The 25,864-nt window shown below is 61.8% G+C and carries 26 protein-coding genes and 2 pseudogenes; 18 read left to right on the top strand and 10 right to left on the bottom strand.

Annotated elements, in window-relative coordinates; genetic code table 11:
• Positions 1–48: 48 nt before the first annotated feature.
• The 4 genes from F8A10_RS05665 to F8A10_RS05650 are packed head-to-tail and all read left to right on the top strand — an operon-like array spanning position 49 to position 4,232.
• Entirely contained in the window at positions 49–306 is a 258-nt protein-coding gene (locus F8A10_RS05665) for a hypothetical protein (protein ID WP_010394964.1), read from the top strand.
• Positions 293–1,915 carry a hypothetical protein gene (locus tag F8A10_RS05660; RefSeq protein ID WP_010394961.1) on the top strand — a complete coding sequence of 541 codons (1,623 nt, stop codon included), beginning with the start codon at positions 293–295 and terminating at the stop codon, positions 1,913–1,915. Before F8A10_RS05665 ends, F8A10_RS05660 begins: the two co-directional genes overlap by 14 nt.
• The gene (locus F8A10_RS05655; protein ID WP_010394959.1) at positions 1,912–2,889 is read left to right on the top strand and encodes a tyrosine recombinase; all 978 of its coding nucleotides are present in this window, start codon (positions 1,912–1,914) and stop codon (positions 2,887–2,889) included. Before F8A10_RS05660 ends, F8A10_RS05655 begins: the two co-directional genes overlap by 4 nt.
• On the top strand, positions 2,889–4,232 hold the full coding sequence (locus F8A10_RS05650) for an HlyC/CorC family transporter (RefSeq protein ID WP_010394958.1): 1,344 nt from the start codon (positions 2,889–2,891) through the stop codon (positions 4,230–4,232). The genes F8A10_RS05655 and F8A10_RS05650 overlap by 1 nt, the downstream gene beginning before the upstream one ends.
• Before the next feature lie 2 nt (positions 4,233–4,234).
• Here the strand turns inward: F8A10_RS05650 and F8A10_RS05645 are convergent, their stop codons facing one another.
• Complete coding sequence (locus F8A10_RS05645; RefSeq protein WP_193668171.1) at positions 4,235–5,725, bottom strand: nucleobase:cation symporter-2 family protein; 1,491 nt, start codon at positions 5,723–5,725, stop codon at positions 4,235–4,237.
• A 246-nt stretch (positions 5,726–5,971) separates the two neighbouring features.
• Here F8A10_RS05645 and tkt point away from each other — a divergent pair, with 246 nt between their 5' ends.
• The 6 genes from tkt to aat all read left to right on the top strand — a co-directional run bounded on the left by tkt (position 5,972) and on the right by aat (position 12,646).
• Positions 5,972–7,993: a transketolase gene (tkt, locus tag F8A10_RS05640; RefSeq protein WP_152366880.1), complete on the top strand. Its 2,022-nt coding sequence runs from the start codon at positions 5,972–5,974 to the stop codon at positions 7,991–7,993.
• A 168-nt stretch (positions 7,994–8,161) separates the two neighbouring features.
• A complete protein-coding gene (locus F8A10_RS05635; protein WP_085502527.1) occupies positions 8,162–9,100 on the top strand; it encodes a DMT family transporter in 939 nt (312 codons plus the stop codon).
• Positions 9,097–9,987, top strand: coding sequence for a lysophospholipid acyltransferase family protein (locus F8A10_RS05630; protein WP_152366879.1), 891 nt, complete (start codon positions 9,097–9,099; stop codon positions 9,985–9,987). The genes F8A10_RS05635 and F8A10_RS05630 overlap by 4 nt, the downstream gene beginning before the upstream one ends.
• A 103-nt stretch (positions 9,988–10,090) precedes the next feature.
• Positions 10,091–10,606 (top strand): acetyl-CoA carboxylase biotin carboxyl carrier protein, encoded by a 516-nt coding sequence (accB, locus tag F8A10_RS05625; RefSeq protein ID WP_010394945.1) that lies wholly within the window; start codon positions 10,091–10,093, stop codon positions 10,604–10,606.
• Between the two features lie 8 nt (positions 10,607–10,614).
• Complete coding sequence (accC, locus tag F8A10_RS05620; protein ID WP_152366878.1) at positions 10,615–11,964, top strand: acetyl-CoA carboxylase biotin carboxylase subunit; 1,350 nt, start codon at positions 10,615–10,617, stop codon at positions 11,962–11,964.
• Positions 11,965–12,007: 43 nt separating this feature from the next.
• On the top strand, positions 12,008–12,646 hold the full coding sequence (gene aat, locus F8A10_RS05615) for a leucyl/phenylalanyl-tRNA--protein transferase (protein ID WP_029371772.1): 639 nt from the start codon (positions 12,008–12,010) through the stop codon (positions 12,644–12,646).
• Here the strand turns inward: aat and F8A10_RS05610 are convergent.
• The 3 genes from F8A10_RS05610 to F8A10_RS05600 are packed head-to-tail and all read right to left on the bottom strand — an operon-like array spanning position 12,610 to position 13,947.
• Entirely contained in the window at positions 12,610–13,107 is a 498-nt protein-coding gene (locus F8A10_RS05610) for a DUF2155 domain-containing protein (RefSeq protein ID WP_152366877.1), read from the bottom strand. The two genes, aat and F8A10_RS05610, sit on opposite strands and share 37 nt — an antisense overlap.
• Positions 13,104–13,568 (bottom strand): outer membrane lipid asymmetry maintenance protein MlaD, encoded by a 465-nt coding sequence (gene mlaD / locus F8A10_RS05605; protein WP_010394937.1) that lies wholly within the window; start codon positions 13,566–13,568, stop codon positions 13,104–13,106. The genes F8A10_RS05610 and mlaD overlap by 4 nt, the downstream gene beginning before the upstream one ends.
• A gap of 4 nt (positions 13,569–13,572) precedes the next feature.
• The gene (locus tag F8A10_RS05600) at positions 13,573–13,947 is read right to left on the bottom strand and encodes an NADH:ubiquinone oxidoreductase subunit NDUFA12 (RefSeq protein ID WP_085502522.1); all 375 of its coding nucleotides are present in this window, start codon (positions 13,945–13,947) and stop codon (positions 13,573–13,575) included.
• A 339-nt stretch (positions 13,948–14,286) separates the two neighbouring features.
• On the opposite strand from F8A10_RS05600, the pseudogene F8A10_RS05595 reads away from it, so the two are divergent.
• A pseudogene (locus F8A10_RS05595) lies at positions 14,287–15,058 on the top strand (IS5 family transposase).
• A gap of 10 nt (positions 15,059–15,068) precedes the next feature.
• Here F8A10_RS05595 and F8A10_RS05590 read toward each other — a convergent pair.
• The 3 genes and pseudogenes from F8A10_RS05590 to F8A10_RS05580 form a co-directional block, all read right to left on the bottom strand.
• Positions 15,069–16,167, bottom strand: a pseudogene (locus F8A10_RS05590) (IS630 family transposase).
• Positions 16,168–16,392: 225 nt separating this feature from the next.
• Positions 16,393–17,658, bottom strand: coding sequence for an ATP-dependent Clp protease ATP-binding subunit ClpX (gene clpX, locus F8A10_RS05585; RefSeq protein WP_152366876.1), 1,266 nt, complete (start codon positions 17,656–17,658; stop codon positions 16,393–16,395).
• 161 nt (positions 17,659–17,819) lie between these two features.
• On the bottom strand, positions 17,820–18,449 hold the full coding sequence (locus tag F8A10_RS05580) for an ATP-dependent Clp protease proteolytic subunit (protein ID WP_085501905.1): 630 nt from the start codon (positions 18,447–18,449) through the stop codon (positions 17,820–17,822).
• 197 nt (positions 18,450–18,646) lie between these two features.
• Between F8A10_RS05580 and pth the strand changes: the two genes are divergently transcribed.
• From pth to F8A10_RS05565, 3 genes are read left to right on the top strand one after another with little or no spacing between them, the layout of a single operon-like run.
• Positions 18,647–19,351, top strand: coding sequence for an aminoacyl-tRNA hydrolase (pth, locus tag F8A10_RS05575; protein ID WP_152366875.1), 705 nt, complete (start codon positions 18,647–18,649; stop codon positions 19,349–19,351).
• Entirely contained in the window at positions 19,352–20,392 is a 1,041-nt protein-coding gene (locus tag F8A10_RS05570; RefSeq protein WP_152366874.1) for a DUF2332 domain-containing protein, read from the top strand. It begins immediately after the preceding gene.
• A 2-nt stretch (positions 20,393–20,394) separates the two neighbouring features.
• Positions 20,395–20,781, top strand: coding sequence for a DUF2237 family protein (locus tag F8A10_RS05565; RefSeq protein ID WP_152366873.1), 387 nt, complete (start codon positions 20,395–20,397; stop codon positions 20,779–20,781).
• On the opposite strand, the gene F8A10_RS05560 is transcribed toward F8A10_RS05565, so the two are convergent.
• A complete protein-coding gene (locus F8A10_RS05560; protein ID WP_010394913.1) occupies positions 20,778–21,137 on the bottom strand; it encodes a YigZ family protein in 360 nt (119 codons plus the stop codon). The genes F8A10_RS05565 and F8A10_RS05560 overlap by 4 nt on opposite strands.
• Positions 21,134–21,556, bottom strand: a complete 423-nt coding sequence (locus tag F8A10_RS05555; RefSeq protein ID WP_010394910.1) for a Fur family transcriptional regulator — start codon at positions 21,554–21,556, stop codon at positions 21,134–21,136. Before F8A10_RS05555 ends, F8A10_RS05560 begins: the two co-directional genes overlap by 4 nt.
• Positions 21,557–21,650: 94 nt before the next feature.
• Here F8A10_RS05555 and F8A10_RS05550 point away from each other — a divergent pair, with 94 nt between their 5' ends.
• Genes F8A10_RS05550 through F8A10_RS05535 form a run of 4 tightly spaced genes read left to right on the top strand, consistent with a single transcriptional unit; the run spans position 21,651 to position 25,111 of the window.
• Complete coding sequence (locus F8A10_RS05550; RefSeq protein WP_010394907.1) at positions 21,651–22,556, top strand: metal ABC transporter substrate-binding protein; 906 nt, start codon at positions 21,651–21,653, stop codon at positions 22,554–22,556.
• The gene (locus tag F8A10_RS05545) at positions 22,549–23,415 is read left to right on the top strand and encodes a manganese/iron ABC transporter ATP-binding protein (protein WP_010394905.1); all 867 of its coding nucleotides are present in this window, start codon (positions 22,549–22,551) and stop codon (positions 23,413–23,415) included. Before F8A10_RS05550 ends, F8A10_RS05545 begins: the two co-directional genes overlap by 8 nt.
• On the top strand, positions 23,412–24,281 hold the full coding sequence (locus tag F8A10_RS05540; protein ID WP_085501909.1) for a metal ABC transporter permease: 870 nt from the start codon (positions 23,412–23,414) through the stop codon (positions 24,279–24,281). Before F8A10_RS05545 ends, F8A10_RS05540 begins: the two co-directional genes overlap by 4 nt.
• On the top strand, positions 24,278–25,111 hold the full coding sequence (locus F8A10_RS05535) for a metal ABC transporter permease (RefSeq protein WP_193668169.1): 834 nt from the start codon (positions 24,278–24,280) through the stop codon (positions 25,109–25,111). The genes F8A10_RS05540 and F8A10_RS05535 overlap by 4 nt, the downstream gene beginning before the upstream one ends.
• Here the strand turns inward: F8A10_RS05535 and F8A10_RS05530 are convergent.
• On the bottom strand, positions 25,108–25,851 hold the full coding sequence (locus F8A10_RS05530) for an SDR family oxidoreductase (RefSeq protein WP_152366872.1): 744 nt from the start codon (positions 25,849–25,851) through the stop codon (positions 25,108–25,110). The genes F8A10_RS05535 and F8A10_RS05530 overlap by 4 nt on opposite strands.
• Positions 25,852–25,864: the final 13 nt, after the last annotated feature.

Here is a 25,864-nt window from a genome sequence, read left to right as displayed (position 1 = left end):
CCGGCGACAGACCGGCCTATAAGCATATTGAGGCGGAAAGGGCAATTCATGCGGCTTTTGAAGGTGGTAGCAGTTCTGGTGGTCCTGATTCTGGCGGGGCTGGCGGGCTATGCCTATTTTGGCGACATGAGCTCGGACCCGCGCGAAATGCGCATGCCCGTCGAACTGGACCTTGACGCGGATAGCTCTGCCCCCGCGCGCGCGCCGCAGCCTGTCACGTCTGAGACCAGCGAAAATGACGGCACCGAAACCGGACCGGCCCCCGAAACGGGTGGCAGCGAAGCGGGGCAGAATGACCTCGACTGACGGATTTGTCCTTGCCTGTGCACTGGCCGCAGGACTGACGCTGGCTTTGCCGGCTGCGGCCAAGCCGCCATTGTCGGCCAGCGATTGGCTGTCGGGCAGTGTGCAGGATCCGGGCAGTATCTCTTCCTGGCGTCCTGGTGATCCGCGTCCGGCCGAGATCAGGCGTCGCAGCCGTCGCGATATTGCACCTACCGGCGCGGTCGAGCCGGTGGGCGTAACCCGGCTGGGCGAGGGCAATCCCGACGGCAAGGGCACCGTTTCGCCGCGTACCGCTGGCCTGCCCGCAGATATGTGGGGGGACAGCGATTCGGAAACGCTGGTGCGGCTGATCCGCGGCTCACACCCGCGCCTGCCGGCGCTGCGCCGGCTTGAACGGCGTCTGCTTGCCGCACAGCTGCACCCGCCCCGCACCGAGGCCGGGCAGGAAGGTGCACTGTTTCTTGCCCGCGTGGACAAGCTTCTGGATATGGGCGCGACCGGTGCCGCGAAAGAGCTGCTGAAGACCGCCGGTCCCGGCGACCCGCAACGGTTCCGGCGGCTGTTCGATATCGCCCTGCTGTCTGGGGATGAGGCACAGGCCTGCCAGACCATGGACCGCACCCCGGGGGTCGCACCCAGCTTTCCGGCCCGCATCTTCTGCCTTGCACTTGGTGGTGACTGGGCGGCGGCGGCACTGGTCTTTCATGGGGCCGAGCAGATGGGTCAGATCGACCCGCAGATGGCGGCACTGCTCGCCCAATATCTGGACGACGGCTATTCCGACCAAAGCAATGAGCTGGTGCCGCCGCCGGTGGTCACGCCGCTGGACCTGCGCTTGCATGAGGCGATTGGCCAGCCCCTGCCCTCATCCAGTCTGCCGCTGGCCTTTTCGCTAGCCGATCTGGACCAGAATGGCGGCTGGAAAGCGCGTCTCGACGCTGCCGAGCGGCTGGCGCGGGCCGGGGCGATCCCTGCCTCGCAGTTGCGGATGATCTATCTGGAACAAAAGCCCGCCGCCTCGGGCGGGGTGTGGGAGCGTGCCTCGGCCGTGCAGGCGCTGGCAGATGCGCTGTTACTGCGCGAACCGGCCGCAGTGGCCAAAGCCCTGCCCCGCGCCTTTGACACCATGATCCCGGCAGGGCTGGGGCCTGCTCTGGCCGATATGGTCGGCGCCGATGTCGGTGCCATGCAGCTTGAGGGGCGAGCCGGGCAAATTGCCCTGTGGCTTGCGCTGCAGGCCGGTCAGCCACAGGTGGTGCAGGGCCTCGGCCCGGGGAACGATCCCTTTGACGAATGGCTGCTTGGCTTTGCCGAGGGTGAGCCAGAGGCAGCGCCCCCGCAAGGGAATATGGAACCGCGGGCGGCAGAGCTTTTTCCTGCCTTCGTCGGTCCTTCCGAAAAGGACCTCTCAGAAAACGCAGCACAACTCATTCTTGCCAAAAAGCGGGGGGAGGCATTGCTGAATGCGATCTCGGATGTCGATGCCGGGCTTGACGGCGATCTGGCCCGCGCGGCGCAAGGGCTGCGCGTCTTGCGCGTGCTCGGCCAGCAAGAGATCGCGCGACAGGCGGCGGTCGAACTGATCCTTGCCCCGGTGATGATGCCCGCGCCGGGCAGCAGCGTGCCATGAGCAGCGGGCGGCTTGGCGATCAGGGCCGGATTTCGGCCTTTCTCGACGCACAGGCTGCCGAGGCCGGCGCAGCACGCAATACTCTTTTGGCCTACGGCCGCGACCTTAAGGATTTCTCGGACTGGCTGACAGCGCATGACCAGTCACTGCTGACTGTGACCCGCGAAGGGATCGAGGATTACCTGTCGCATTGCAATGCGCAGGGCCTGTCGCGGGCAACACGGGCGCGGCGGCTGTCCGCGATCCGCCAGATCACCCGTTTTGCCCTTGAGGAAGGCTGGCGCGAGGATGATCCCGCCGGACGCATCAGCGGACCCGGCAGGGCGCAGCGCCTGCCCAAGGTGCTGGACCGGGCCGAGGTTCAGGCCATGCTGGACGCTCTGCCCCGGCTCGGACGCAATGAGGTTGAACGGGCGCGCAACCTGGTGCTGGTCGAGCTGATCTATGCGACCGGAATGCGGGTCAGTGAGCTGGTCTCACTGCCGGTTGGCGCCTGCCGCGGCAACCCCGCCCTGCTGATGATCCGCGGCAAAGGCGGCAAGGAACGTATGGTGCCGCTAAGCGAGCCTGCGCGGGCGGCATTGGCCGCCTGGCTAAAGCTGCGCGACAATGCCCCGGCGGACAGCGCGCTTGGCAAGCTTGTCGCGGGCAAGGGCGCGCGCTGGCTTTTCCCCGCGTCCAGCCGCGAAGGGCACATGACCCGGCAGGCGATGAATACGCTTTTGGGGCAGCTGGCTTTGGCGGCAGGGATCGACCCTGCGCGCGTTTCTCCGCATGTGATCCGCCACGCCTTTGCCACCCATCTGCTTGAAGGTGGTGCCGATCTGCGGGTGATCCAGACCCTTTTGGGTCATGCGGATCTGGGCACGACCGAGATCTATACCCATGTTCTGGACAAGCGAATGCGTGATCTGGTGCTGAACCACCATCCGCTGGCCAATGCCGAAGCAAGACGCAAACGGAACAGGGAATGATGCCTCTGCCTGCCGCCACGCCTGCCCATGCCGTGCATGATCCGCTGGTATGGTTGGCGGGCGCGGCAATCCTGATCTTGCTCGCCACATCGGCCTTGCTGGCGTGCGCCGAAACTGCGCTGACAGCTGCCAGCCGCAGCAAGCTGCGGGCCCGTGCGGATAAAGGCGACAACCGCGCCGAAGAGGCCCTTGCAGCCCGGCAGGACAGTGAAAGCCTGAACGGAGCCATTCTGCTTGGCAATAATCTGGTCAAGTCTATTGCCATGGGACTTGCCGCGGCACTTGGCCTGCATCTTGGCGGTTGGGGCGGCGTTGCGATCGCGCTTGCGGTCATGGCGGCCCTGATCCTGATTCTGGCCGAAGTCCTGCCCCGCACCTGCGCCCGCCTCGCCCCTGAAAGCATTGCCTGCCGCGCCGCCCCGACCCTGCGCGTGCTGGCGCGGCTGCTATCGCCGCTTGTCTGGTTGGTTCGGCTGATCGCGCGCGGCATTCTTGCCTTGTCTGGAATTCGCGCGGCACAGACAGGCCCGGTATTTTCGGTGCAGGATGAGATTGCCGATGCTCTGGCCGTAGCCCAGTCCAGTGGCGCGGTACAAAAGGAAGAGCGTGACCGGCTGATGGGTGTGCTGGATCTGGGCGAACACTCAGTCGAAGAGGTCATGCGCCACCGCTCGAACATCGAGATGATCGACGCCGATCTTTCTGCCGAACAGGTGCTGGATCTGGTCCTGAAAAGCCCCCATACCCGCCTGCCCGTTTTTCGTGGCGAGCGCGAGAACGTCGTTGGCGTCATCCATGCCAAGGATCTCTTGCGCGGTGTGCGGCGGGCTTTACAGGAAAACGGCCCCGAGGCGCTGCGCAGCTTTGACGTTCTCAGTACGGCGATGCCGCCCTATTTCGTGCCCGAAACCACGCCTCTGGATGAGCAGATGCGCGAGTTCCTGAAACGGCGCACGCATTTTGCGCTGGTCGTGGACGAATATGGCAGCCTGCGCGGGCTGATCACGCTTGAGGATATTCTGGAGGAAATCGTGGGCGAGATCGCCGATGAACATGACACCGAAGAGGTGCAGGCGCTCGTCCCCGGTCCGCAAGGCGATTATATCGTTGACGGCACCATGACGATCCGCGACCTGAACCGGGCACTGGACTGGAGCCTGCCCGACGATGAGGCCAATACGGTGGCAGGTCTGGTGATCCACCTGGCCCAGTCAATCCCGATGCCGGGCCAGGTTTTTTCGTTTGAGGGCTACCGCTTCGAGGTGCTGACCCGCCGCGAAAACCGTCTGACGCGGTTGCGCATCCGCCCGCCGGAACAGCCGGTTACGGGGGATGCGCCGTAAGCTTAGTGATCAGCCATGCTGGCGGCGCGCTTTGCGCCTTCGGCATCGCCTCCGGTACTGTTGAAGAACGCGTTGAGAAGGACCGCAGCGATGGTCGCAAGCAGGATGCCGGATTCGATCAGCGGATGGATCGCATGGGGCATCCATTGTTTGAAGTCCGGCGCGATCAGCGGGATCATCCCAAAGCCAAGCGCCACGGCCACCACGAACAGGTTGTTGCGGTTGCCGGCGAAATCGACCGTCGAAAGGATGCGGATGCCGGTCGCGGCGACCATGCCGAACATGACAAGCCCCGCCCCGCCCAGAACCGGGGTTGGCAGCGACTCGACCGCCGCACCCATCTTGGGCACCAGACCAAACAGGATCAGGATCAGCCCGCCTGCCACGCAGATATAGCGGCTCTTGATTCCGGTCACGCCGACCAGCCCAACGTTCTGGCTGAAGGATGTATAGGGAAAGGTATTAAAGATCCCGCCGATCAGCGTGCCCAAACCATCGGTGCGCAGACCCGCGGTCAGCCGCTGCGGCGTGATCTCACGCCCTGTCATCTCGCCAAGCGCAAGGAACATGCCCGTCGATTCGATCATGACAACGATCATGACGAGGACCATGGTGACGATCAGCACCGGATCAAAGATTGGCATGCCAAAATGAAAGGGCGTGACAATGCCGAACCAGCTGGCCTCGGCAACCTTGGCAAAGGTCATCTGCCCCAGCAGGACGGTCAGCACCGCCCCGATCAGCATCCCCAGCAAAACCGCGATATTGGCGACAAAGCCGCGCCCGAAACGCGCGATCAGCAGGATCGCCACCAGCACGACGCCCGAGATCGCGATGTTGACCGGTTGGGCATACAGCGGGTTCTGCACGCTTGGAGCCGGGGCAAACCCGTCGGGCAATGCCGGGACAACGCCTGTTTCGGCCAGTTCTTTAAGCTGGTTCAGCCAGCCAGCCGCCACAGGATCGACAAGCTTTGGCGCGGTTGGCCCGACCGGGTTGCCAAAGATCCAGTTGATCCCCACCCGCATCAGGGTGACGCCAATCACCAGAATGATGGTGCCAGTCACCAGAGGCGGAAAAAAACGCAGCATCCGGCCAACAAACGGCGCGATCAGCATGGCGACGATCCCCGCCCCGATGATGGCACCAAAGATCATCCGCGCGCCATCGGGTCCGGGGTAAGCGTTGGCCATGGCAACCATCGGCCCGACCGAGGCGAAGGTCACCCCCATCATCACCGGCAGCTGGATGCCAAACCAGCGCGTCATCCCCAGAGACTGGATGATCGTTGCAACCCCGCAGCAGAAAAGATCGGCTGAGATCAAAAAGGCCACGTCCTCGGGCGCAAGTTTCAATGCCCTGCCAACGATCAGCGGCACAGCCACTGCCCCGGCATACATGACCAGAACGTGCTGCAGGCCCAGTGTCGCCATCCGCAAAGGAGGTAGTATCTCATCCACCGGCTCGGTGGTCACAGTTCTGCGGTTTGCCATAGTCACCCTCTCGCTGTTGGATTTGCTGCTTTTTCACAAGTTTGCGGCCCGCGCGGGCAGCCGGCAAATCCTTTATGCGGGCAAAGGGGCGATGAAATCGTATTGCCCTGAAAAACGGGGATGAAAGTGGCGCGGAAACCGGCAGGAATGCCGGGAAACCGGCCTTGCGGTCCGGTCGCGGCTTGCAACCGCGCGCTGGCCTGCCTATCAGGACATGCCGCCAATCTAACAGCACGGAATCCCGATATGGACATCGCCTCCCGCCGTAAGGCTGATCCCTCTCACTGGCGTCTCGCTACCGCGATCCGCGCCCTTTCCATGGATGCCGTCGAGGCCGCGAACTCCGGCCACCCCGGCATGCCGATGGGTATGGCTGACGTTGCCACGGTCCTGTTTCGCAACCATCTGAAATTTGACGCCGCTGCGCCGAACTGGTTTGACCGCGATCGTTTCGTGCTGTCGGCGGGCCACGGCTCGATGCTGCTTTATTCGCTGCTGTACCTGACCGGCTATGAGCAGATGTCGATCGACCAGATCCGCAATTTCCGCCAATGGGGCGCGATCACCGCTGGCCATCCCGAATATGGCCATGCCGAGGGGGTCGAGACGACGACCGGTCCGCTGGGTCAGGGCATCGCAACCGCTGTCGGTTTCGCTATCGCCGAAGAGGCGATGCGCGCCCAGTTCGGCGCTGATCTGTGCAACCACAAGACCTGGGTCATCGCCGGTGACGGCTGTCTGATGGAGGGTATCAGCCAGGAGGCAATCGCCCTGGCTGGCAACCAGAAGCTCAAGAACCTGATCGTTCTTTGGGACAATAACGACATCACCATCGACGGCCGGGTGTCGCTGTCCGATTCGACCGACCAGTTGAAACGGTTCGAGGCTTCGGGTTGGCGTACCCTATCCTGCGACGGGCATGACGCAGCCGATATCGACCGTGCGCTCAAGGACGCGGCCAGTGGCAGGGACGACCGTCCCGTTCTGGTCGCCTGCAAGACCATCATCGGTTTTGGTGCGCCGAAAAAGCAGGACAGCTCGGGCGTGCACGGCTCGCCTCTGGGGGCCGAGGAAATCGCCGCCGCGCGCGGGGCACTGGGCTGGCAGGCCGAGCCTTTTGTCATCCCCGAAGACATCCTGAGCGAATGGCGCGCTATCGGTGCCCGCGGTCGCACTGAGCGTGAGGCCTGGGCGACCCGTGTCGATGGGACAGAAAACCGTGATGAATTCGCCCGTCGCATCTCGGGCGAGATCAGCGACCGTCTGGCGCCCGCCATCGCCGCGCTGAAAAAGCAGGCGCTTGAGACCCGTCCGAAGGTCGCGACCCGCAAGGCCAGCGAAATGGTGCTTGAGGTGGTTAACCCCGAACTGGGCGAAACCATGGGCGGCTCGGCTGACCTGACCGGATCGAACAACACCCGGACAAAGGATCTGGGCATCTTCTCACCGGAAAACCGCAAGGGCCGTTACATCCATTACGGCATCCGTGAACATGGTATGGGCGCGGCGATGAACGGCATCTGGCTGCATGGCGGCTTCCGCCCCTATGGGGGTACCTTCATGTGCTTTACCGACTATGCGCGCGGCGCCATGCGTCTGTCGGCGCTGATGGGGCTGCCGGTTACCTATGTCATGACCCATGACTCGATCGGTCTGGGCGAAGATGGCCCTACCCACCAGCCGGTCGAGCATCTGGCGATCTGCCGCGCGACCCCGAACACGGTGACCCTGCGTCCCTGCGATCTGGTCGAGACCGCCGAGGCATGGGAAATCGCCCTGTCGAGCCAGAGCACGCCGACGGTCATGGCGCTGTCGCGTCAGAACCTGCCAACCCTGCGTGAGGACTCGGGCGAAGAAAATCTCACGGCCCGTGGCGCCTATGTGCTGCGCGAGGCAAGTGCCGAACCCAAGGTTATCCTGATGGCCTCGGGTTCAGAGGTCGAGATTGCCGTTGCTGCCCGCGAAACGCTGGAGGGAGAAGGCATTCCGACCCGCGTCGTCTCGGTCCCGTCGATGGAACTGTTCCGCGATCAGGACGCCGGATATCGCAGCAAGGTCCTGCCTGCCGGGACTGTTCGCATCGCGATCGAGGCAGCCGTGCGCCAGCCGTGGGAATGGCTGCTTCTGGGCGAGCGCGGCCGCGAAGAAACTTCGGCCTTTATCGGCATGACCGGCTTTGGCGCTTCGGCCCCTGCCCTGACGCTTTACAAAGAGTTCGGGATCACCGCCGAGGCCACCGCCGCCGAGGCCCGCCGCCTGCTTGGCTGAATAACAGCGGGCCGCGCCTGATGCGCGCGGCTGCTTTGCACCTTACGGGCCGCCGCGTCAGTCGCGGCGGCCCTGCCCCTTTTCGGTTTCCCTCGTTGCCCAATGCCTGCGCGGCGGCCCCCTTTTGACCCTGCTGCCGCCTGAGCGCCCAAGCCAAAGGACGCAGCCATGACTCTGAAAGCCGATCCGGCCGCGCTGCCACCGGTTCTTGCTCAGCCGGGCGATCCGGCACGTGCAACCCAGATGCGTGGTATCGTGCTGCTGTTGCTGGCAATTGTGCTGTTCACACTCATGGATGCGACGGGAAAATATCTCTCGGCCCGCTATCATCCGGTGCAGGTGGTCTGGGCGCGGTTCATCACCAATCTTGTCATTGTGATGGTGATCTTTGCGCCGCGGTTGCGCAGCACATTTGCCTCATCACGGCCGGTCGTGCAGTTTTTTCGTGGAGTAACCCAGTTCGGCTCGATCCTGCTGTTCTTTTGCGCGCTGCAGTTCATCGGGCTGGCCGAGGCAACCGCGATCATGGACATCAACCCGGTGCTGATCACGCTGGGGGCAGCGATCTTTCTGGGCGAATCCATCGGTATCCGGCGGCTGCTTGGCATTCTGACCGCGCTATGCGGGGCGATGATCATTATTCGCCCCGGTGCAGGCGTCTTTCATCCCGCCGCGCTTTTTGCACTGGTCGCGGCCTTTACCTATGCCGCCGGTGCGATTCTGACCCGGATCGCGCGAACCGATTCGACATCGACCTCGATCCTTTGGTCAGCGGTGGTGGGCACGGTCCTTGCGTCGGTCGCGGTGCCCTTCTTCTGGCAGCCGGTCGCAATGGGCGACCTGTGGGCTTTTCTGCTGCTCGGATGCTTTGGCACCGCGGCACAAGCCCTGCTGATCCGGGCCTTTTCCTTGGCCGAGGCCGCCGCCATCGCGCCCTTTGGTTATACTGGCCTTGTCTGGGCCGGATTCTGGGGCTGGCTCTTCTGGGGTAACCTGCCAGATATCTGGACAGTCGTAGGTGCGTTGATCATCGTGGGTGCTGGCCTGTATGTCTGGATGCGCGAGGCCCGCGCGATGAACCGGGCCGCAACCAAAGGACCGCGATGAGCGAGACCGAAACCCAGGAACCCGTCGCGCTGCGCGATCGCATTGCCAATGGTGCCTTTCTGGCCGTCATGGGGCTGGCGCGGCTGCTGCCATATGAGCGGCGTATCCCTGCCATGGGCTATCTCTTTTCTCATGTGCTGGCACCGCTTGCCGGCTGGCGACAGCGCATCCGCGCCAATCTGGCCATGGCCCGCCCCGACCTTTCCGAGGCCGAGATCCGCCGCCTGACCCGCGCCGTGCCTGATAACGCCGGGCGCTCACTGGCCGAAACCTACTCGGCCAATGAATTCACCGACCGCGTTCGCGCCTCAGACCCGCTGACCGGCCCCGGCCTGCCTGCTCTGGAAGAGGCAGCGGCGACAGGCCGGCCCGTGATCCTTGCCGCTGCGCATTTTGGCAATTACGACGCCATGCGCGCAGCGCTGGCTGCCCGAGATTGGCCAGTCGGTGCGCTTTATCGCCCAATGAACAACGAGGCGTTCAACCGCCATTACATTCCGGCGCTGAACTCGATCTCGCAGCCGATGTTTCCGCGCGGACGAGCCGGCCTTGCGGCGATGTTGCGCTTTCTCAAGGGGGGCGGGATGCTGGCGCTTGGCTTTGACCAGTTTGACGATCACGGCGTCGAGCTGCGCTTTTTTGGCCTGCCGACGAAAACTGTGCTGACCCCGGCCGAACTGGCGTTGCGTTATGACGCGCTGATCCTGCCGGTTGCGGGGGTGCGCCAGCCTGACGGGCTGAGCTTCAAGGTTGAGGTCGGCGCGCCAATCCCCCATAGCGATCCCGAAACCATGATGCAGGCCCTGAACGACCACCTGGAAGGTCTGGTCCGCGCCCATATGGAGCAATGGTTCTGGGTGCACCGGCGATGGAAACGCCGGGGTTAAGCGGCAAATCCCTTTCCCTTGGGTTGCCCTACGGTCTATAAGGACGCCCAAATCCGCCGCGCAAACAGAACGCGGACCCTGACAACGACATCCAGAGGACGGCATGAGCGACGATTCCACCAAAGCGGGTCAAGAAAAGCGTCATCACGAAGGCGACGTTGCCTTTATTCAGGCACTGGCCGAACTGCTCAATCGCAACGACCTGACCGAGCTGACCGTCAAGCGGGAATACGACGAAAATGACCGGCTGACCGTCAGCCTGTCGAAACAGATCCGGCAAGCCCCCGCAGTGCAAGCCGCCCCCGTCTTTGCGGCACCGTCTGCGCCTGCCGCCGCGCCTGCCGCTGCAGCGGTCCCCGCCCCGCAAGAGGACCCGGCGAACCTGCCCGGCGCCGTCACCTCGCCCATGGTCGGTACGGCCTATCTTGCGCCCGAACCCGGTGCCACGCCCTTTGTTACCATCGGCCAGCAAGTCAAAGAGGGCGACACGCTTCTGATCGTCGAGGCGATGAAGACCATGAACCACATCCCCTCACCCCGCGCCGGCACGGTCAAGCGCATCCTCGTCGATGACGGCAGCCCGGTCGAATTCGGCGCTCCCCTGATGGTCGTCGAGTGAGCCAGGGCATGTTCGACAAGATCCTGATCGCCAACCGTGGTGAGATCGCGCTACGCGTGATCCGCGCCTGCCGCGAGATGGGCATTGCCTCGGTCGCGGTCCATTCCACCGCCGACGCCGATGCGATGCATGTGCGCATGGCCGACGAATCGGTCTGTATCGGCCCGCCGCCTTCGACCGACAGCTATCTGTCGATGCCAGCCGTCATTTCGGCATGTGAGATCACTGGCGCCCAAGCCATTCACCCCGGCTATGGCTTTCTGTCCGAGAATGCCGGCTTTGTGCAGATGGTCGAAGATCACGGCATCACCTTCATCGGCCCTTCGGCGGAACATATCCGCATCATGGGCGACAAGATCACCGCCAAGGAAACCGCAAAATCCCTGGGTATCCCCGTAGTCCCGGGTTCGGACGGCGGCGTGCCGGATGTCGATTCAGCGCACAAGATCGCGGCCGAAATCGGCTATCCGGTGATCATCAAGGCCACCGCTGGCGGCGGCGGTCGTGGCATGAAGGTCGCGCTGGACGAGGGCGGGCTGGAAAACGCTTTCCGCACCGCCCGAGCCGAAGCCAAGGCCGCCTTCGGCAACGACGAAGTCTATATCGAGAAATACCTGCAGCGCCCGCGCCATATTGAAATCCAGGTCTTTGGCGACGGACGTGGCCGCGCGGTGCATCTGGGCGAACGTGACTGTTCGTTGCAGCGCCGCCACCAAAAGGTGTTTGAAGAGGCACCGGGCCCGGTCATCACGGCTGAGCAGCGCGCGCGCATCGGCGAGATCTGTGCCAATGCCATGGCCAAGCTTGGCTATCGCGGCGCTGGCACCATCGAGTTCCTGTTCGAGGACGGCGAGTTCTATTTCATCGAGATGAACACCCGCCTGCAGGTCGAACATCCGGTGACCGAGGCGATCTTTGGCGTCGATCTGGTGCGCCAGCAGATCCTGGTCGCTGCCGGCGAAGAGATGGAGTTCCGCCAGGAGGATCTGCAGATCCGCGGCCATGCCATCGAAGTGCGGATCAACGCTGAAAAGCTGCCGAACTTTACCCCCTCGCCCGGTACAATCTCTCAATATCATGCCCCCGGCGGTCTGGGCGTACGTATGGATAGCGCGATCTATGACGGCTATCGCATCCCGCCCTATTACGACAGCCTGATCGGCAAGCTGATCGTCCATGGTCGCGACCGGAACGAGGCTTTGGCCCGTCTTGACCGCGCACTTGGCGAATTGATCGTGGACGGGGTCGATACCACGTTACCGTTATTCCGCGCATTGCTTGAAAATCCCGATATCCAAAGCGGCAATTACTCGATCCACTGGCTCGAGCGCTGGCTAAGCGAGATGTCCGGGACCTGAGAGGTCAGGCGATGCGGCGGTGGGCACGAAGGCGCAACCCGATATGACCGGGCAGCTGACGGCCAGAACAATGCTCGCCGCCTATGCGCAAGGGGTATTTCCGATGGCGGATTCCGCCTCGGACCCCCGGCTTTACTGGTTTGATCCAGCCCAACGCGGCATCCTGCCTGTTGGCGGGGTGCATGTCTCGCGCTCAATGCGGCGTTTCTTGCGTCGCTGCGACTGGCATGCAACTTTGAACAACGACTTCGCCGGCGTGGTTGACGGTTGCGCCGACCGGCCCGAAACTTGGATCAACGCCCCTCTCCGCGCGCTTTATCTGGATCTGTTCCGCATGGGCCACGCCCATTCTCTGGAAATCTATACCGGCGATACCTTGATCGGCGGGCTGTATGGGCTGACGTTGGGCGGCGCGTTTTTTGCAGAAAGTATGTTCTCGCGGCGCGAGAATGCCTCAAAAGCTGCGCTGATCTGGATGTCCGTGCATCTGGCGCGCTGCGGCTTTGTTCTGTGGGATACCCAGTACCCCAACCCGCATCTGGCCTCGATGGGGGGGCAGACTATCTCCAGACTTGAATATAGACGACGCCTCGCCACAGCTCTGCAAGTTCAGGCAGATATGATCTCGCAGCCCCTGCCTGGGTGTTACGACCTGTTGCAGGAAATCACCCAGACATCATAGCGCGAATCGTCAAGCGCAGACAGCGCAGGGGATGAGGCTACCATCCAGCCTGCAAATACCTGAGCATTCGCGCGCTTGTCGGTGACGGTCAGTTCCGCATAAGCGTCCGAAGTCGGGTCGGCGGCGGGATATCGGCATTCAGACAGCCTGACCTCAAGCCTGCCGAATTCGGCAACCTGGCCAACTGATAGATCAAAGTCTTCGGTCCGGCCAGTGATCTTGTCGAGGCCACGCAGCAGTGCACCTGTACCCGCCGCAGTTTCAGGCCCACGCGCCTGATCGGCAGCGCGCTGACGCTCAGCCGCCGAGGGCTCGGCCGGGACGACAGCAGCAGGATCATCGCTGAAGGCCGGGTCGATCATCAACTGCTCATCCTCACCCTGCCCCTCGTCCTCCTGAGCAAGGACAGGGCCAGCGATGAACAGAAGGCAAAGACAGGCACGGGTCAGAAGGTCATTCATTGTTCGTCATCCGCAGTTTGCGCATCGACAAATTTCATCATCAGCGAGATCAGGCTGACAGCGCCCTGCACATCCTCGATCTCGGCCCCCGGAGGCAGATCATCCGGTGCGCCGCCCGGCTGCAATTCGATATAGGCACCGCCAAGCAGCCCGTCCGACTGTATCAGTGCCGCACTGTCACTAGGCAGACGAATGCTTTCTGGCAGTCTCAACCGCGCCTCAGCAAGGTAAGTCTGGGGGTCGAGCTCAATCCCGGCAACCCGTCCGACCCGCACCCCAGCAACCCGAACATCGGTACCGACCTCAATGCCGCTGACATTCGGAAAGGCCGCGCGCAGTTCATACCCACCGCCAAGCCCTGACGTTCGGCCGCCCGATGTGGACCAGATAAGAAAGCCGGCCGCTACGGCCAGAACGGCCGCGCCAACCCAAAGCTCGGCCCGTTCAGCGGCGCTCACCATCGGTTTACTCAGGCTGCCAAGCGTCGTAGTCGCGGCGCGCGGCCGGCTCAGCACGGTACAGCGAACCCGCCGGATGATAAGCCTCAACTGTACCGGTCTGGTTCGGCTGATGCGGTTTTTCCCATGATTTATGGGCCAGAGGCTCTTGTGTCGGAGGCTGCTTGTAGGTGTGGTGCAGCCAGCCATGCCATTCAGGGGAAATCCGGCTTGCCTCGGATTCACCGTTATAAATGACCCAGCGACGCTTACCGTCGCGGGACTGGTAGTAGATGTTGCCCTGATCGTCCTCGCCGACCTTCTCGCCGTAAAGCTTGGTCCAGACCTGAGTGTTGATGGTCTGGCTGTTCCACCAGGTCAGAAAGCGCAGGAGAAGCGACATGGGTTTGGACCTCATCAAATCGATCTGTCAGAGATATGGCGCAAGATGCGGTGAAGGTCCAGAGATGCTTGCCCGTTCCAGTCGATCTCGAAGCAAATCAATGCAGTAATTTGTACGTAATCGCTGCTTGCACCGTCCATGCTGGTGGATATTCGCCAGGACCTGCGCCAGATCTGGAACGTGCCTGCGAAAACTGCCATTTCATCGCTAGCCGCGCCATCAGCGGGTATGGGATAGAACAACGGTCTGAAAATCCCGTCATCCACTGGGCAGTGTTCCCATAAACAAGGTTCATCTTATTGGCGGTGTGTGATTCAATCTCCTTGAAAGGAGGTTGCCATGCGCCGTCACGAATTGAGCGACGAAGAATGGGCTATCATCGCACCTCTCTTGCCGGCCAATAGCCGTGGAATTGAACGTGTCGACAACCGCCGGGAGATCAACGGCAATCTGTGGCGTTTCAGGACCGGTTCGTCCTGGCGAGATGTGCCGGAGCGTTGGAGCGTTATGGTCCACGCACGACGCTTTACAATCGGTTCTCCCGCTGGGGCGTAAAGCGGGTGTCTGGGATCGCCTTCTGGACGCGGTTTCAAAGCGTTACGATAGAGATATCGTCATGATCGACAGCTCTTACATTCGCGTTCACCAACATGGTGCCAATGCTAAAAAGGGGGCTCTGCCGATCCTTGCATGGGGCGTTCTCACGGTGGCCTGACGACGAAAATTCATGCTCTCGTTGATGCAGATGGCCGACCGGTTCGCCTGGAACTCACGGCTGGTCAGGCTGCGGATGCGCCAGCTGCTCAGCGATCTGCAGCCCGGCACAACGATCCTGGCCGACAAGGCATATGATACCGACGCAATTCGTAACTTCGCCAGGCAACGCAAATGCAGGGCGAACATTCCTGCAAAAGCCAATCGAAAGCAGACATTCAACTTCAACCCCAGAGTCGACCATCAGCGCAATCTCGTGGAACAGTTCTTCAACCGTATCACGCAGATGCGGGGCCTTGCGACGCGATACGACCGACGTGCCGACGACTATCTCGCCGCCCTCCAGCTTGCCGCGACGAGGATATGGATTAACTCAGCTAATGAGTCCGCGTCCTAATCACCTGAATCTAGAGTTCGGCACATAGATTTTTCTGTGTTTTCTGGGAGAAGCGTTTGACGGATGCGAGGATTTCGTCGGCAGATTTGACCCATCGATAGGGCTTGGGGTTTTCGTTGTGCGCGTCTATGAAGGCGGCGATATCGGCCTCCAGGTCTGCGGTGGAGCGGTGGACACCCCGTTGCAGTTGCTTGCGCGTCAGTTCCGCGAACCAGCGCTCCACCTGGTTGATCCAACTCGCCGAGGTGGGTGTGAAATGCACATGCCAATGCGGGCGCCGGGCGAGCCAGGCCTTGATTTTGGATGTCTTGTGGGTGGCGTAGTTGTCCATCACCAGATACACATCCCGTCCTTGCGGCAAGGTTGCATCGATCCGCTTCAGGAAGTCTAGGAACTCGGTCGCCCGGTGCCGCTTGTAGCATTTGCCGATCACCGCCCCTGTGGCGATATCGAGTGCTGCAAGCAGCGAGGTCGTGCCGTGGCGGATATAGATAGCTATGGGTTCTCCGCTCGGCGACACCCGGCGCCATCGGCAACACCGGCTGTTCCCGATCCAGCGCCTGAATCTGGGATTTTTCGTCCACGCACAGCACGATGGCCCGGTTCGGCGGGGCCATGTAAAGGCCGACGATATCCTGCACCTTGTCGACGAACAGCGGATCGGTGGAAAGCTTGAAGGTCTCACTGCAATGTGGCTGCAGGCCGAAGGCGGCCCAGATCCGGCGGATCGTGGTGTGCGACAGGCCCGTCACCGCGGCCATCGAGCGGATCGACCAATGGGTGGCGTCCTTCGGCGTGGTGTTCAGCGTCCGTTCGATGACCTCGGCCACCTGGTCGTCCGATACTGTGCGGGGCCGGCCGGGACGATATTCGTCGGTCAATCCCTCGATCCGGTCCCTGACGAACTGTCTGCGCCACTTGCCGACGGTATGCTCATGCACTCCGGGCCGCGCGCCGACCTCCTTGCTTTGCAGCCCTTCCGCGCAGAGCAGAACCATCCGGCACCGGGCCGACAGCGACCGCGTGGCCTGGTGACGCCGGACATGCGCCTCGAGAAAGTCGCGTTCATCGGCACTCAGAACCACCTCGTCCGCTACTCGACCAACCATATCATCCCTCCGAAATCGGAGGGGTCAATGATATGAACTACAGTTCCAGATGACTAGGAGTTGCTTACCTTGTCGGGCTTGCCGCTTGCCCCGGCTGCAGAGCCGGGGGGGGGTATGTGCCGACCGAGAAAGCCGCGTACTGAAAGTACATTCAGCTGCGGATCAAATAACACCAAACAGGTACCTCCCGGCACGGCACAGACTACACCGCACCGGGAGTACAATTTAACCGGCGGTCGCCGTTTCCTTCTTGGAATCGGTATGGATCAGCAAAGGTTTGGCAGCCGAGTTTTCCACCGCCTCTTCATTGACCACGACCTCTTCCACGCTGTTCATGCCCGGCAGATCGAACATGGTATCAAGCAGGATATCTTCCATGATCGAACGCAGGCCGCGTGCCCCCGTCTTGCGCTTGATGGCGCGGCGGGCGATGGCGACAAGGGCATCCTCGGTGAAGGTCAGCTTCACGCCCTCAAGCTCAAAGAGCCGCTGATACTGCTTGACCAGCGCGTTCTTGGGCTGGGTCAGGATGGTGATCAGCGCCTGTTCGTCCAGATCGCCCAGGGTAGCGATGACCGGAAGGCGACCGACAAATTCCGGGATCAGGCCGAATTTCAGCAGGTCCTCGGGCTCAAGCTGCTTGAAAAGCTCGCCCACACCCTTATCGTCGTTTTCCTTGACAGAGGCGCCAAAGCCCATCGCAGTGCCTTTGTTACGCTGTGCGATGATCCGGTCAAGCCCGGCAAAAGCACCGCCGCAGATGAACAGGATGTTTGTCGTATCCACCTGCAGGAACTCTTGCTGCGGATGCTTGCGACCGCCTTGTGGAGGCACGCTGGCGACCGTACCTTCCATGATTTTCAGCAGCGCCTGCTGCACCCCCTCACCCGAAACATCGCGGGTGATCGAGGGGTTGTCAGATTTGCGGGTGATCTTGTCGACCTCGTCAATGTAGACGATGCCGCGCTGCGCCCGCTCGACGTTGTATTCGCTGGCCTGCAGAAGCTTCAGAATGATGTTTTCCACATCCTCGCCAACATAGCCTGCCTCGGTCAACGTGGTCGCATCAGCCATGGTGAATGGCACGTCCAGAATGCGGGCCAGGGTTTGCGCAAGCAGCGTCTTGCCACAGCCCGTGGGGCCAATCAGCAGGATGTTCGACTTTGCCAGCTCAATATCATTCTTTGAGCTGTGGTTCAGCCGCTTGTAATGGTTGTGCACCGCGACCGAGAGCACGCGCTTGGCATGTTCCTGGCCAATCACATAATCATCCAGAACATTACAGATCTCGCGCGGGGTCGGCACGCCGTCCCCGGATTTCAACGCCGAGCTCTTGGTTTCTTCGCGGATGATGTCCATGCAAAGTTCGACGCATTCATCACAGATGAATACGGTCGGACCGGCAATCAGCTTACGCACCTCATGCTGGCTCTTGCCGCAGAAGCTGCAGTAGAGCGTATTCTTGCTGTCGCCACCGGTCGGATTGGCCATCAGTTGATCCTCGTATTGCACCGGAGGCCCGGCAAAAGCACCGGACGACCGCCTGTTTTGCACGTGGCCAGGCCACGCCATGCGTTGCCCATCATGTTACGAGCCACCCAAGCCCGTCACAATCCCCAAAACGCTCGTCCGACAGCTTCTCGCGGCCGGGATCACTTGCTGGGGTCGGCCTTGCCGCGCGGTTCCAGGATCTCATCAATGAGACCCCATTCCTTTGCTTCCTCGGGCGACATGAAGCGGTCACGCTCCAACGCCTCTTCGACTTCGCTCAGCTCGCGGCCCGTGTGTTTAACATAGATCTCGTTCAGGCGGCGCTTGAGTTTTTCGGTTTCACGCGCATGGATCAGGATATCAGTCGCCTGTCCCTGGAATCCTCCCGAAGGCTGGTGGACCATGACGCGGCTGTTGGGCAGCGAGAAGCGCATCCCCGGCTGGCCCGCGCAGAGCAGCAGCGAACCCATCGAGGCCGCCTGCCCGACCACCAGGGTCGAAACGCGCGGCTTGATATATTGCATTGTATCATAAATCGACAGGCCCGCAGTCACCACACCTCCGGGGCTGTTGATATACATGCTGATGTCCTTGGTCGGGTTTTCCGCCTCAAGGAACAGCAGCTGCGCTGAGATCAGCGTCGCCATGCCGTCATGCACCTGGCCCGAGAGAAAGATGATCCTTTCCTTCAGCAGGCGCGAGAAGATGTCATAGGCACGTTCGCCGCGGCTGGTCTGCTCTACGACCATCGGGACGAGCGTGTTCATGTAGAATTCTGCCGGATTTTGCATGTCTTTCCTTGCCTTGTGTCCCTGCCTGGCCTGCCCATCTTGCGCCTCGTCGCGGGACCGTCCCGCCGTCAGGTCGTTCCTAGTCGCAAAAGGTTGACAGAGTCTTAGTAACGACAGCCCGAAAGGACAAGAGAGCGATAAAATTTGCTCCCCTCCGCCAGCGCCGGTAATCTGGCGTCCGAGCGACGGAGAAACGCATGAAACTGATCGTTGGCCTGGGCAATCCGGGCACGAAATATGCCGCGAACCGGCACAATGTGGGCTTCATGGCGGTCGATCGCATCGCCGCAGATCACGGTTTTTCGCCCTGGCGCGACCGTTTTCAGGGCCAGATCTCTGAAGGCCGGCTGGGAGGATTGCGTATCACCCTGCTCAAACCCGCGACATTTATGAATCTGTCCGGCCAGTCGGTCGGAGAGGCAATGCGCTATCTGAAAATCGCCCCCGAAGACGTCATCGTGCTGCATGATGAGCTGGATCTCGCACCCGGCAAGGTACGGCTAAAGACCGGCGGAGGCCACGCCGGACATAACGGGCTGCGATCGCTTCACCAGCATATCGGCGAGGCTTATCGCCGGCTGCGCATCGGAATCGGTCACCCCGGCCACAAGGACCGCGTCGCGGGCTATGTCCTGTCGGATTTTGCCAAGGCCGAAGAGGCGGGGCTTGAGGATCTGTTGCGCGGCATTTCAGACGGGGCAGATGCACTGGCCAAGGGCGATGACGCGCGGTTCATGAACGCAGTTGCGGCAAGGGTCGCACCACCCCGGAACAGTGGCAGCAAGCCCGTGCGGGGTCCTGAACCGGGAAAGTCTGCGCGAAAGGCTGCGGATGATCCACCTGCCAATGACCCACCCAGCCTGGCAGATCGGCTGCGCGCGCTTACTGAACGGTTTCGTTGAATGGCGTGGCGTGACGCTTTTGCTGAACAGGCGCGGGCTTGCCGTTCTCTCGGCTCCCCCCTGACCGCGCAGGTTTGCGAAGCACTGGCCGAAATTCTTGCGCATGATCATGGCGCGTTAGCGGAACGGATACGGAATTGGCCGGGGGATCCCAGCTATCGTGCTGATTCCGTGCCGCTGCGGCTGTGCGGGGCGCTGCATGCGCTTGTGCTGACCGGACAGACCCAAGGTCTGGCCGGTGCCTATAAACGTTCTGACGAAAGCGTCTTGCGCAAAGAGATATCAAAGGTAATTCAACGCCATGAACAGCATATTCTAGAATGGATCGAGCATGCGCCGCAAACAAATGAGGTTGCCCGCTCGGCGGTATTGATCGCGGGTAGCTGGTTTCTGGCCGCGCTGCTGCCGGATTGCCGCTTTGATCTGCTGGAACTTGGCGCCAGTGCTGGAATCAACCTGAACTTTCCATTTTATAATATTGAAATAAAAAATAATAATTTTCTTTATGAATATTCCGATACTGTCTCCCTCTCACCTGAGTGGCGCGGCAAACAGCCTTTGCGCGCAAAGCTGCTGATCGGATCGGCGCGTGGCGTTGACCTGCATCCGCTTGATCCCACTCGCGACGGGTTGCGGCTGCTTGCCTATATCTGGGCCGACCAGCACGAACGGCTTCAGCGCATGCGGGCAGCCCTGGCCGTGGCCAAGCGGCATCCCGTGCGCGTTGACCGCGACGATGCCGGTCACTGGCTTTCCAGGCAGTTGGCTGAACCCTGCCCCCATGGACGGCTTGTGTATCATACCGTGGCGGCGCAGTATTTCCCAACCTCGACCCGCGATCAGGTTGAGGCAGCGCTTGATATTGCTGGCGCCGATACCAGCGCCGATCGCCCATTGGCGCATCTGTCGATGGAATCTGACGGAGGCGAAGGCGCAGCCCTGACCCTGCGGTTGTGGACAGGCGGTGAGATGCGCAGATGGAGCCTTGGGCGGGCCGATTTCCATGCCCGCTGGATCGACTGGCAGCCTGAGGAGATATGACAATGGACGCGCCGATTAACGTTCTGGGCACACCGCTCGAGTCCTGCTCGACCGCGCCATTGACCGGCTTTTTCCGCGATGGCTGTTGCAATACAGGTCCCGAGGATGTTGGCCGCCATACGGTCTGCGTCATCGTCACTGCCGAATTCCTTGCCCTTTCAAAATACCTTGGCAATGACCTTAGCACCCCGCGACCCGAGTTCCGATTTCCCGGACTAAAGCCCGGTGACCGCTGGTGCCTGTGTGCCGCACGCTTTTTGCAGGCGGCCGAAGAGTTTGCCGCGCCCAAAGTGGTGCTTGAGGCAACCCACTCTCGCACGCTGGAGATTGTGCCGCTGGCGCTATTGCAGGCCCACGCCTGGAAACCCGGGGACAGACCCGGGACCTAGCGCCCGATCCCGGCCAGGTAATGCCGCACTGCCGCGACCACATGGCGGAAGCGGTCGCCGCCGAGATGCTTGCCACCATACCAGCGCGTCACAATGACCACATGGTCGGTCAGATCGGCGCGTTCCAGCATTTGCAGGATGATCTGGCTGGCCCCTGCCTCACCGTCATCGTCCCGTACCGCCTCGCCCGACAGAATCGCCGCCCAGGTGTTGTGGGTGGCCTTGGCGAAACGCTTGTTGCGGCGCAGCTCGGCAAGCAGTTCCCCGGCCTCATCACGGCTGCGCGCCGGACCACCCGATACCGCGTAGCGGGATCCGCGGTCCGAGATGATCTTGTCAAACACCCTTAACGTCATCTGCGGCGCCGGACGTAAAGCTCCAGCCGGTGCCGGACGATCTCATAGCCCATCTCGGCGGCGATCTCGGCCTGCAGGCGTTCGATACGCTCGTTGACGAACTCCATGACCTCGCCGGTTTCGACATCAATCATGTGGTCGTGGTGATTGCCGTCGGCAGGCTCGAACCGGGCGGGCTCACCCTCGAATTCAAGCTTCTGGATCACCCCCTGGGTCTCGAGTGCCGCAAGCGTGCGATAGACCGTCGCAAGCGACACCCCTGCCCCCGCAGCCATGGCGCGCTGATGCAGTTGGGTCGCGTCGGGGTGATCCTCGGCATCAGCCAACACCCGCAACAGTGCGGCCCGCTGGCGGGTAATGCGCACGCCGACCCGGCGCAGCGCGTCCTCAAAGGCTTGGGCGCGGCTCTCGATCTCCATGCCGCTTTCTGGCGCAGATGCGAATAAATTGCAACTGGCTTGACAGTTGAGAATCGTTCGCAGATAAGGGCATCAGCACAGGATTGAGATCATCATGAATCGCAGAAGCTTTCTGACAACGAGTCTGGCGGGGCTGGCGGCCCCGGCCATCATCCCGCACGCAGCCTGGGCGCAGAACGGCAAGCTCAAGGTGGCGACCACTTTCACCATCATTGCCGATATGGCGCGCAATGTGGCTGGTGACCGGGCCAAGGTGGTGTCAATCACCAAGCCAGGGGCCGAGATCCACAATTATGAACCGACGCCCAGCGATCTGATCGGCGTACGTGACGCCGGGCTGATCCTGCGCAATGGCATGAACCTTGAGCTGTGGTTTGAACAGTTCCTGAGAAACCTTGGCGACCTGCCCTCGGCTACCGTGACCGAGGGGATCGAGCCGATGCCGATTTCGGGCGGGCATTATGACGGCAAGCCCAACCCACATGCCTGGATGGCCCTGGATACTGCACTGACCTATATCGATAATATCGCCGCTGCACTGTCCAAGGCCGATCCCGGGGGCGAGGCGACCTACCGCGCCAATGCCGAAAACTATAAGGCTGAGATCGCCCGCACCATTGGCCCGCTGCGCGACGCCGTCCGTGCTTTGCCTGCTGAAAAGCGCTGGCTGGTCACATCTGAGGGGGCGTTCTCATATCTCGCCCGCGATTTCCACCTTAACGAACTGTTCCTGTGGCCGATCAACGCCGACGCGCAGGGCACACCCCAACAGGTGCGCCGGGTCGTGGATGCCATTCGCGAGCATGATATTCCGGTGGTATTCTCGGAAAGCACCGTCTCGGATCGTCCGGCGCGGCAGATCGCCTCTGAAACCGGGGCGCGCTATGGCGGCGTCCTTTACGTCGACAGCCTCTCTGACCCCGACGGACCGGTCCCGACCTATCTGGACTTGCTGCAGGTTACGTCAGAGACCATTCTCAAGGGGCTTTCGGATGAGTGACACCCCCGGCATCGAGGTCGCCGGCCTGACTGTGACCTATCGCAACGGGTTTACCGCTTTGCGTGATGCAAACTTTACCGTCCCGCAAGCCTCGGTCACCGCGTTGGTTGGCGTGAATGGCGCGGGAAAATCCACCCTCTTCAAGGCATTGATGGGGTTTGTTCCAGCGGCGGCCGGCAAGGTGCGCGTCCTTGGCATGGCCGTGCCGCAGGCGCTGCGCCAGAACCTGATCGCCTATGTTCCGCAAGCGGAAGAGGTTGACTGGACCTTTCCGGTTCTGGTCGAGGATGTGGTGATGATGGGCCGCTACGGCCATATGGGGTTTCTGCGTCGCGCGCGCCCCGAGGACCGCCGCGCCGTCGATGAGGCGCTGTCGCGCGTGAACATGCAGGATTTCCGCCATCGCCAGATCGGAGAGCTGTCGGGTGGGCAGAAAAAGCGTGTATTTCTGGCCCGGGCGCTGGCACAGGGCGCGCGGGTTATCCTGCTTGATGAACCCTTTACCGGCGTGGATGTAAAAACCGAATCCGCGATCATCGAGCTGTTGCAACAGATGCGGGATGAGGGCCGGGTCATGCTGGTTTCGACCCATGACCTGGGCTCGGTCCCCGAATATTGCGACCGTGTGGTGCTGGTGAAAAACACCGTTCTGGCCCATGGTCCAACGGACGAGGTTTTCACCCCCGAGAACCTGCGCCTGACCTTTGGCGGTGTGCTGCGGCACTTTGTTCTGGGGGCACGGCATCTGCATGACGACGACGACCCGCGCGGCCTGACGGTTCTGTCCGATGATGAGCGGCCGCTGGTCTTTTACGACGACAAGCAGCGCAGCACCCGCGAGGAGGCCGCGCCGAAATGATCCGCACATTACTGGTGCCCTTTGAATACAGCTATATGACCGATGCGATCTGGGTGTCGGCTCTGGTCGGTGGGGTTTGCGCCTTTCTTTCGGCCTATCTGATGCTCAAGGGCTGGTCGCTGATCGGCGACGCGCTGAGCCATTCGATCGTGCCGGGTGTTGCGGGGGCCTATATGCTGGGCCTGCCCTTTGCACTGGGGGCTTTTCTGTCCGGGGGGCTTGCCGCGCTGACCATGTTATTTCTGAATAAGCGCAGCGGCTTGCGCGAGGATGCAATCATCGGACTGATCTTTACCAGCTTCTTTGGGCTGGGCCTGTTCATGGTGTCGCTGAACCCGATGTCCGTCAGCGTACAAACCATCACCATGGGCAATATCCTTGCGATCACGCCCGAAGATACGCTGCAGCTGGCGCTGATCGGCGGCATCTCTCTGATCATTCTCGCGGCGAAATGGCGGGATCTGATGGTGGTCTTTTTCGACGAAAGCCATGCCCGGACCATTGGGCTGAACCCACAGGCGTTGAAGGTACTGTTCTTTACCCTTCTGTCGGCCTGCACGGTTGCGGCCATGCAGACGGTCGGAGCGTTTCTGGTCGTCGCGCTGGTCGTGACGCCCGGGGCTACCGCCTATCTGCTGACCGACCGTTTTCCCAGGCTGATCCTGACCTCGGTGGCAATCGGCTCTCTGACTTCGGCCATTGGTGCCTATGTGTCGTTCTTTCTGGACGGCGCGACCGGAGGGGTGATCGTCTGTCTGCAAACCCTCATCTTTCTGATCGCCTTCCTGTTTGCGCCGAAGCACGGCTATTTCGCCGCCCGCCGCCGTGCGCGAGAGGCGCTTGAGCCGACGCCGGAGGGCGCATGATGGATTGGCTGACTTTGCCCTTTACCTTTCCCTTCATGCGCGATGCGGCACTGATCGGGTTGATGATCGCCCTGCCCGCCGGTCTTTTATCCTGTTTTCTGGTGCTCAAAGGCTGGTCGCTGATGGGCGATGCGGTCAGTCATGCGGTGCTGCCGGGTGTAGTGCTGGCCTATATCGCGGGCCTGCCGCTGATCCTTGGCGCATTCGTTGCCGGGCTTGGCTGCGCCATGCTGTCGGGCTGGTTGCAGGGCAACAGCCGGGTCAAAGCCGACACGGTACTGGGCGTCGTCATGTCGGGCATGTTCGGGCTGGGGGTGGTGCTTTACACCGCGATCCAGACCGATCTGCATCTGGATCACATCCTGTTTGGCAACATGCTGGGCGTTGGTCCCGAGGATCTGAGGCTGGCCGGGATCATCTCGGCCATGGTCGGGCTGGGGCTGATCCTGAAATGGCGCGACCTTGCGCTGCTGGCTTTTGACCCGGTGCAGGCGCGGGTTTCAGGACTGGCACTTAACCTGCTGAACTATGGGCTGCTTGCCATGATTTCGGCCACGGTGGTTGCGATGCTCAGCTCGGTCGGGATCATTCTGGCCGTGGCGCTGTTGATCGCCCCCGGGGCGATTGCCTTTCTGGTCACGCGACGGCTCGCCGCCATGCTGGTTACCTCGGTTGGGGTCGCCGCATTCGGGGCGGTCGCCGGGGTCTGGATCAGCTTCTGGCTGAACAGCGCCCCGGCCCCGACCATCGTTCTGGTGCTGACGGTGCTTTTCGTGCTGGCCTTTGCGTGGCGCAACCTTGCCACACGCCGGGCGCAGGCGGCCGGTTAGACCGTCCGCCCGCCATCGACCTCAAGGATGACGCCGGTGATGAAATCGGCCTCATCCGAAGAGAGGTAAAGCGCAGCATTCGCGATATCGCGCGGCTGCGACAGCCGACCAAGCGGAATGGTCGACAGAAAGCGCGCCCGGTTCTCTGGCGTGTCTTCGCAGCCCATGAAAAGCTCAAGCATCCCCGTCTCGCCCATCACCGGGGCAATGGCGTTCACGCGGATACCTTCGGGCGCCAGTTCCACCGCCATGCTGCGGGTCAGCGTGTTCACCGCCCCTTTTGACGAATTGTACCAGGTCAGACCCGGACGCGGCCGGATGCCAGCGGTAGAACTGACATTGATCATCACGCCCTGCCCGCGCTTGCGCCAATGCGGCAATACCGCATGGGTCATGTGAAAAATCGACAGCACATTGATGTCATAAATCTTGCGGAAAGCCGCCTCGTCCGTGTCCAGCAACGCGCCGTTCGGCGTCGTCCAGCCCGCATTGTTCACCACGATATCAAGGCTGCCGAACTCATCCAGGGTCTTGTCCACCGCTGCCTTTACCTGATCGCCCCGGCTGACGTCGCAGGTAAGCGCAAGCCCGCTGATGGCCGAGGCGACCGCGCTTGCCGTCTGCGCGTTGACGTCCAGAACCGCGACCCGCGCCCCTTCTCGGGCAAATGTCTCGGCAATACCCTTGCCAAAACCCGAGCCTGCGCCCGTCACCAATGCTGTCTTGCCTGCAAGCCTCATGTCCCTTCCTCCC

The organism is Paracoccus kondratievae (assembly GCF_009301415.1).
GTDB lineage: Bacteria > Pseudomonadota > Alphaproteobacteria > Rhodobacterales > Rhodobacteraceae > Paracoccus > Paracoccus kondratievae.
This window is presented reverse-complemented; position numbering and strand designations above follow the sequence as displayed.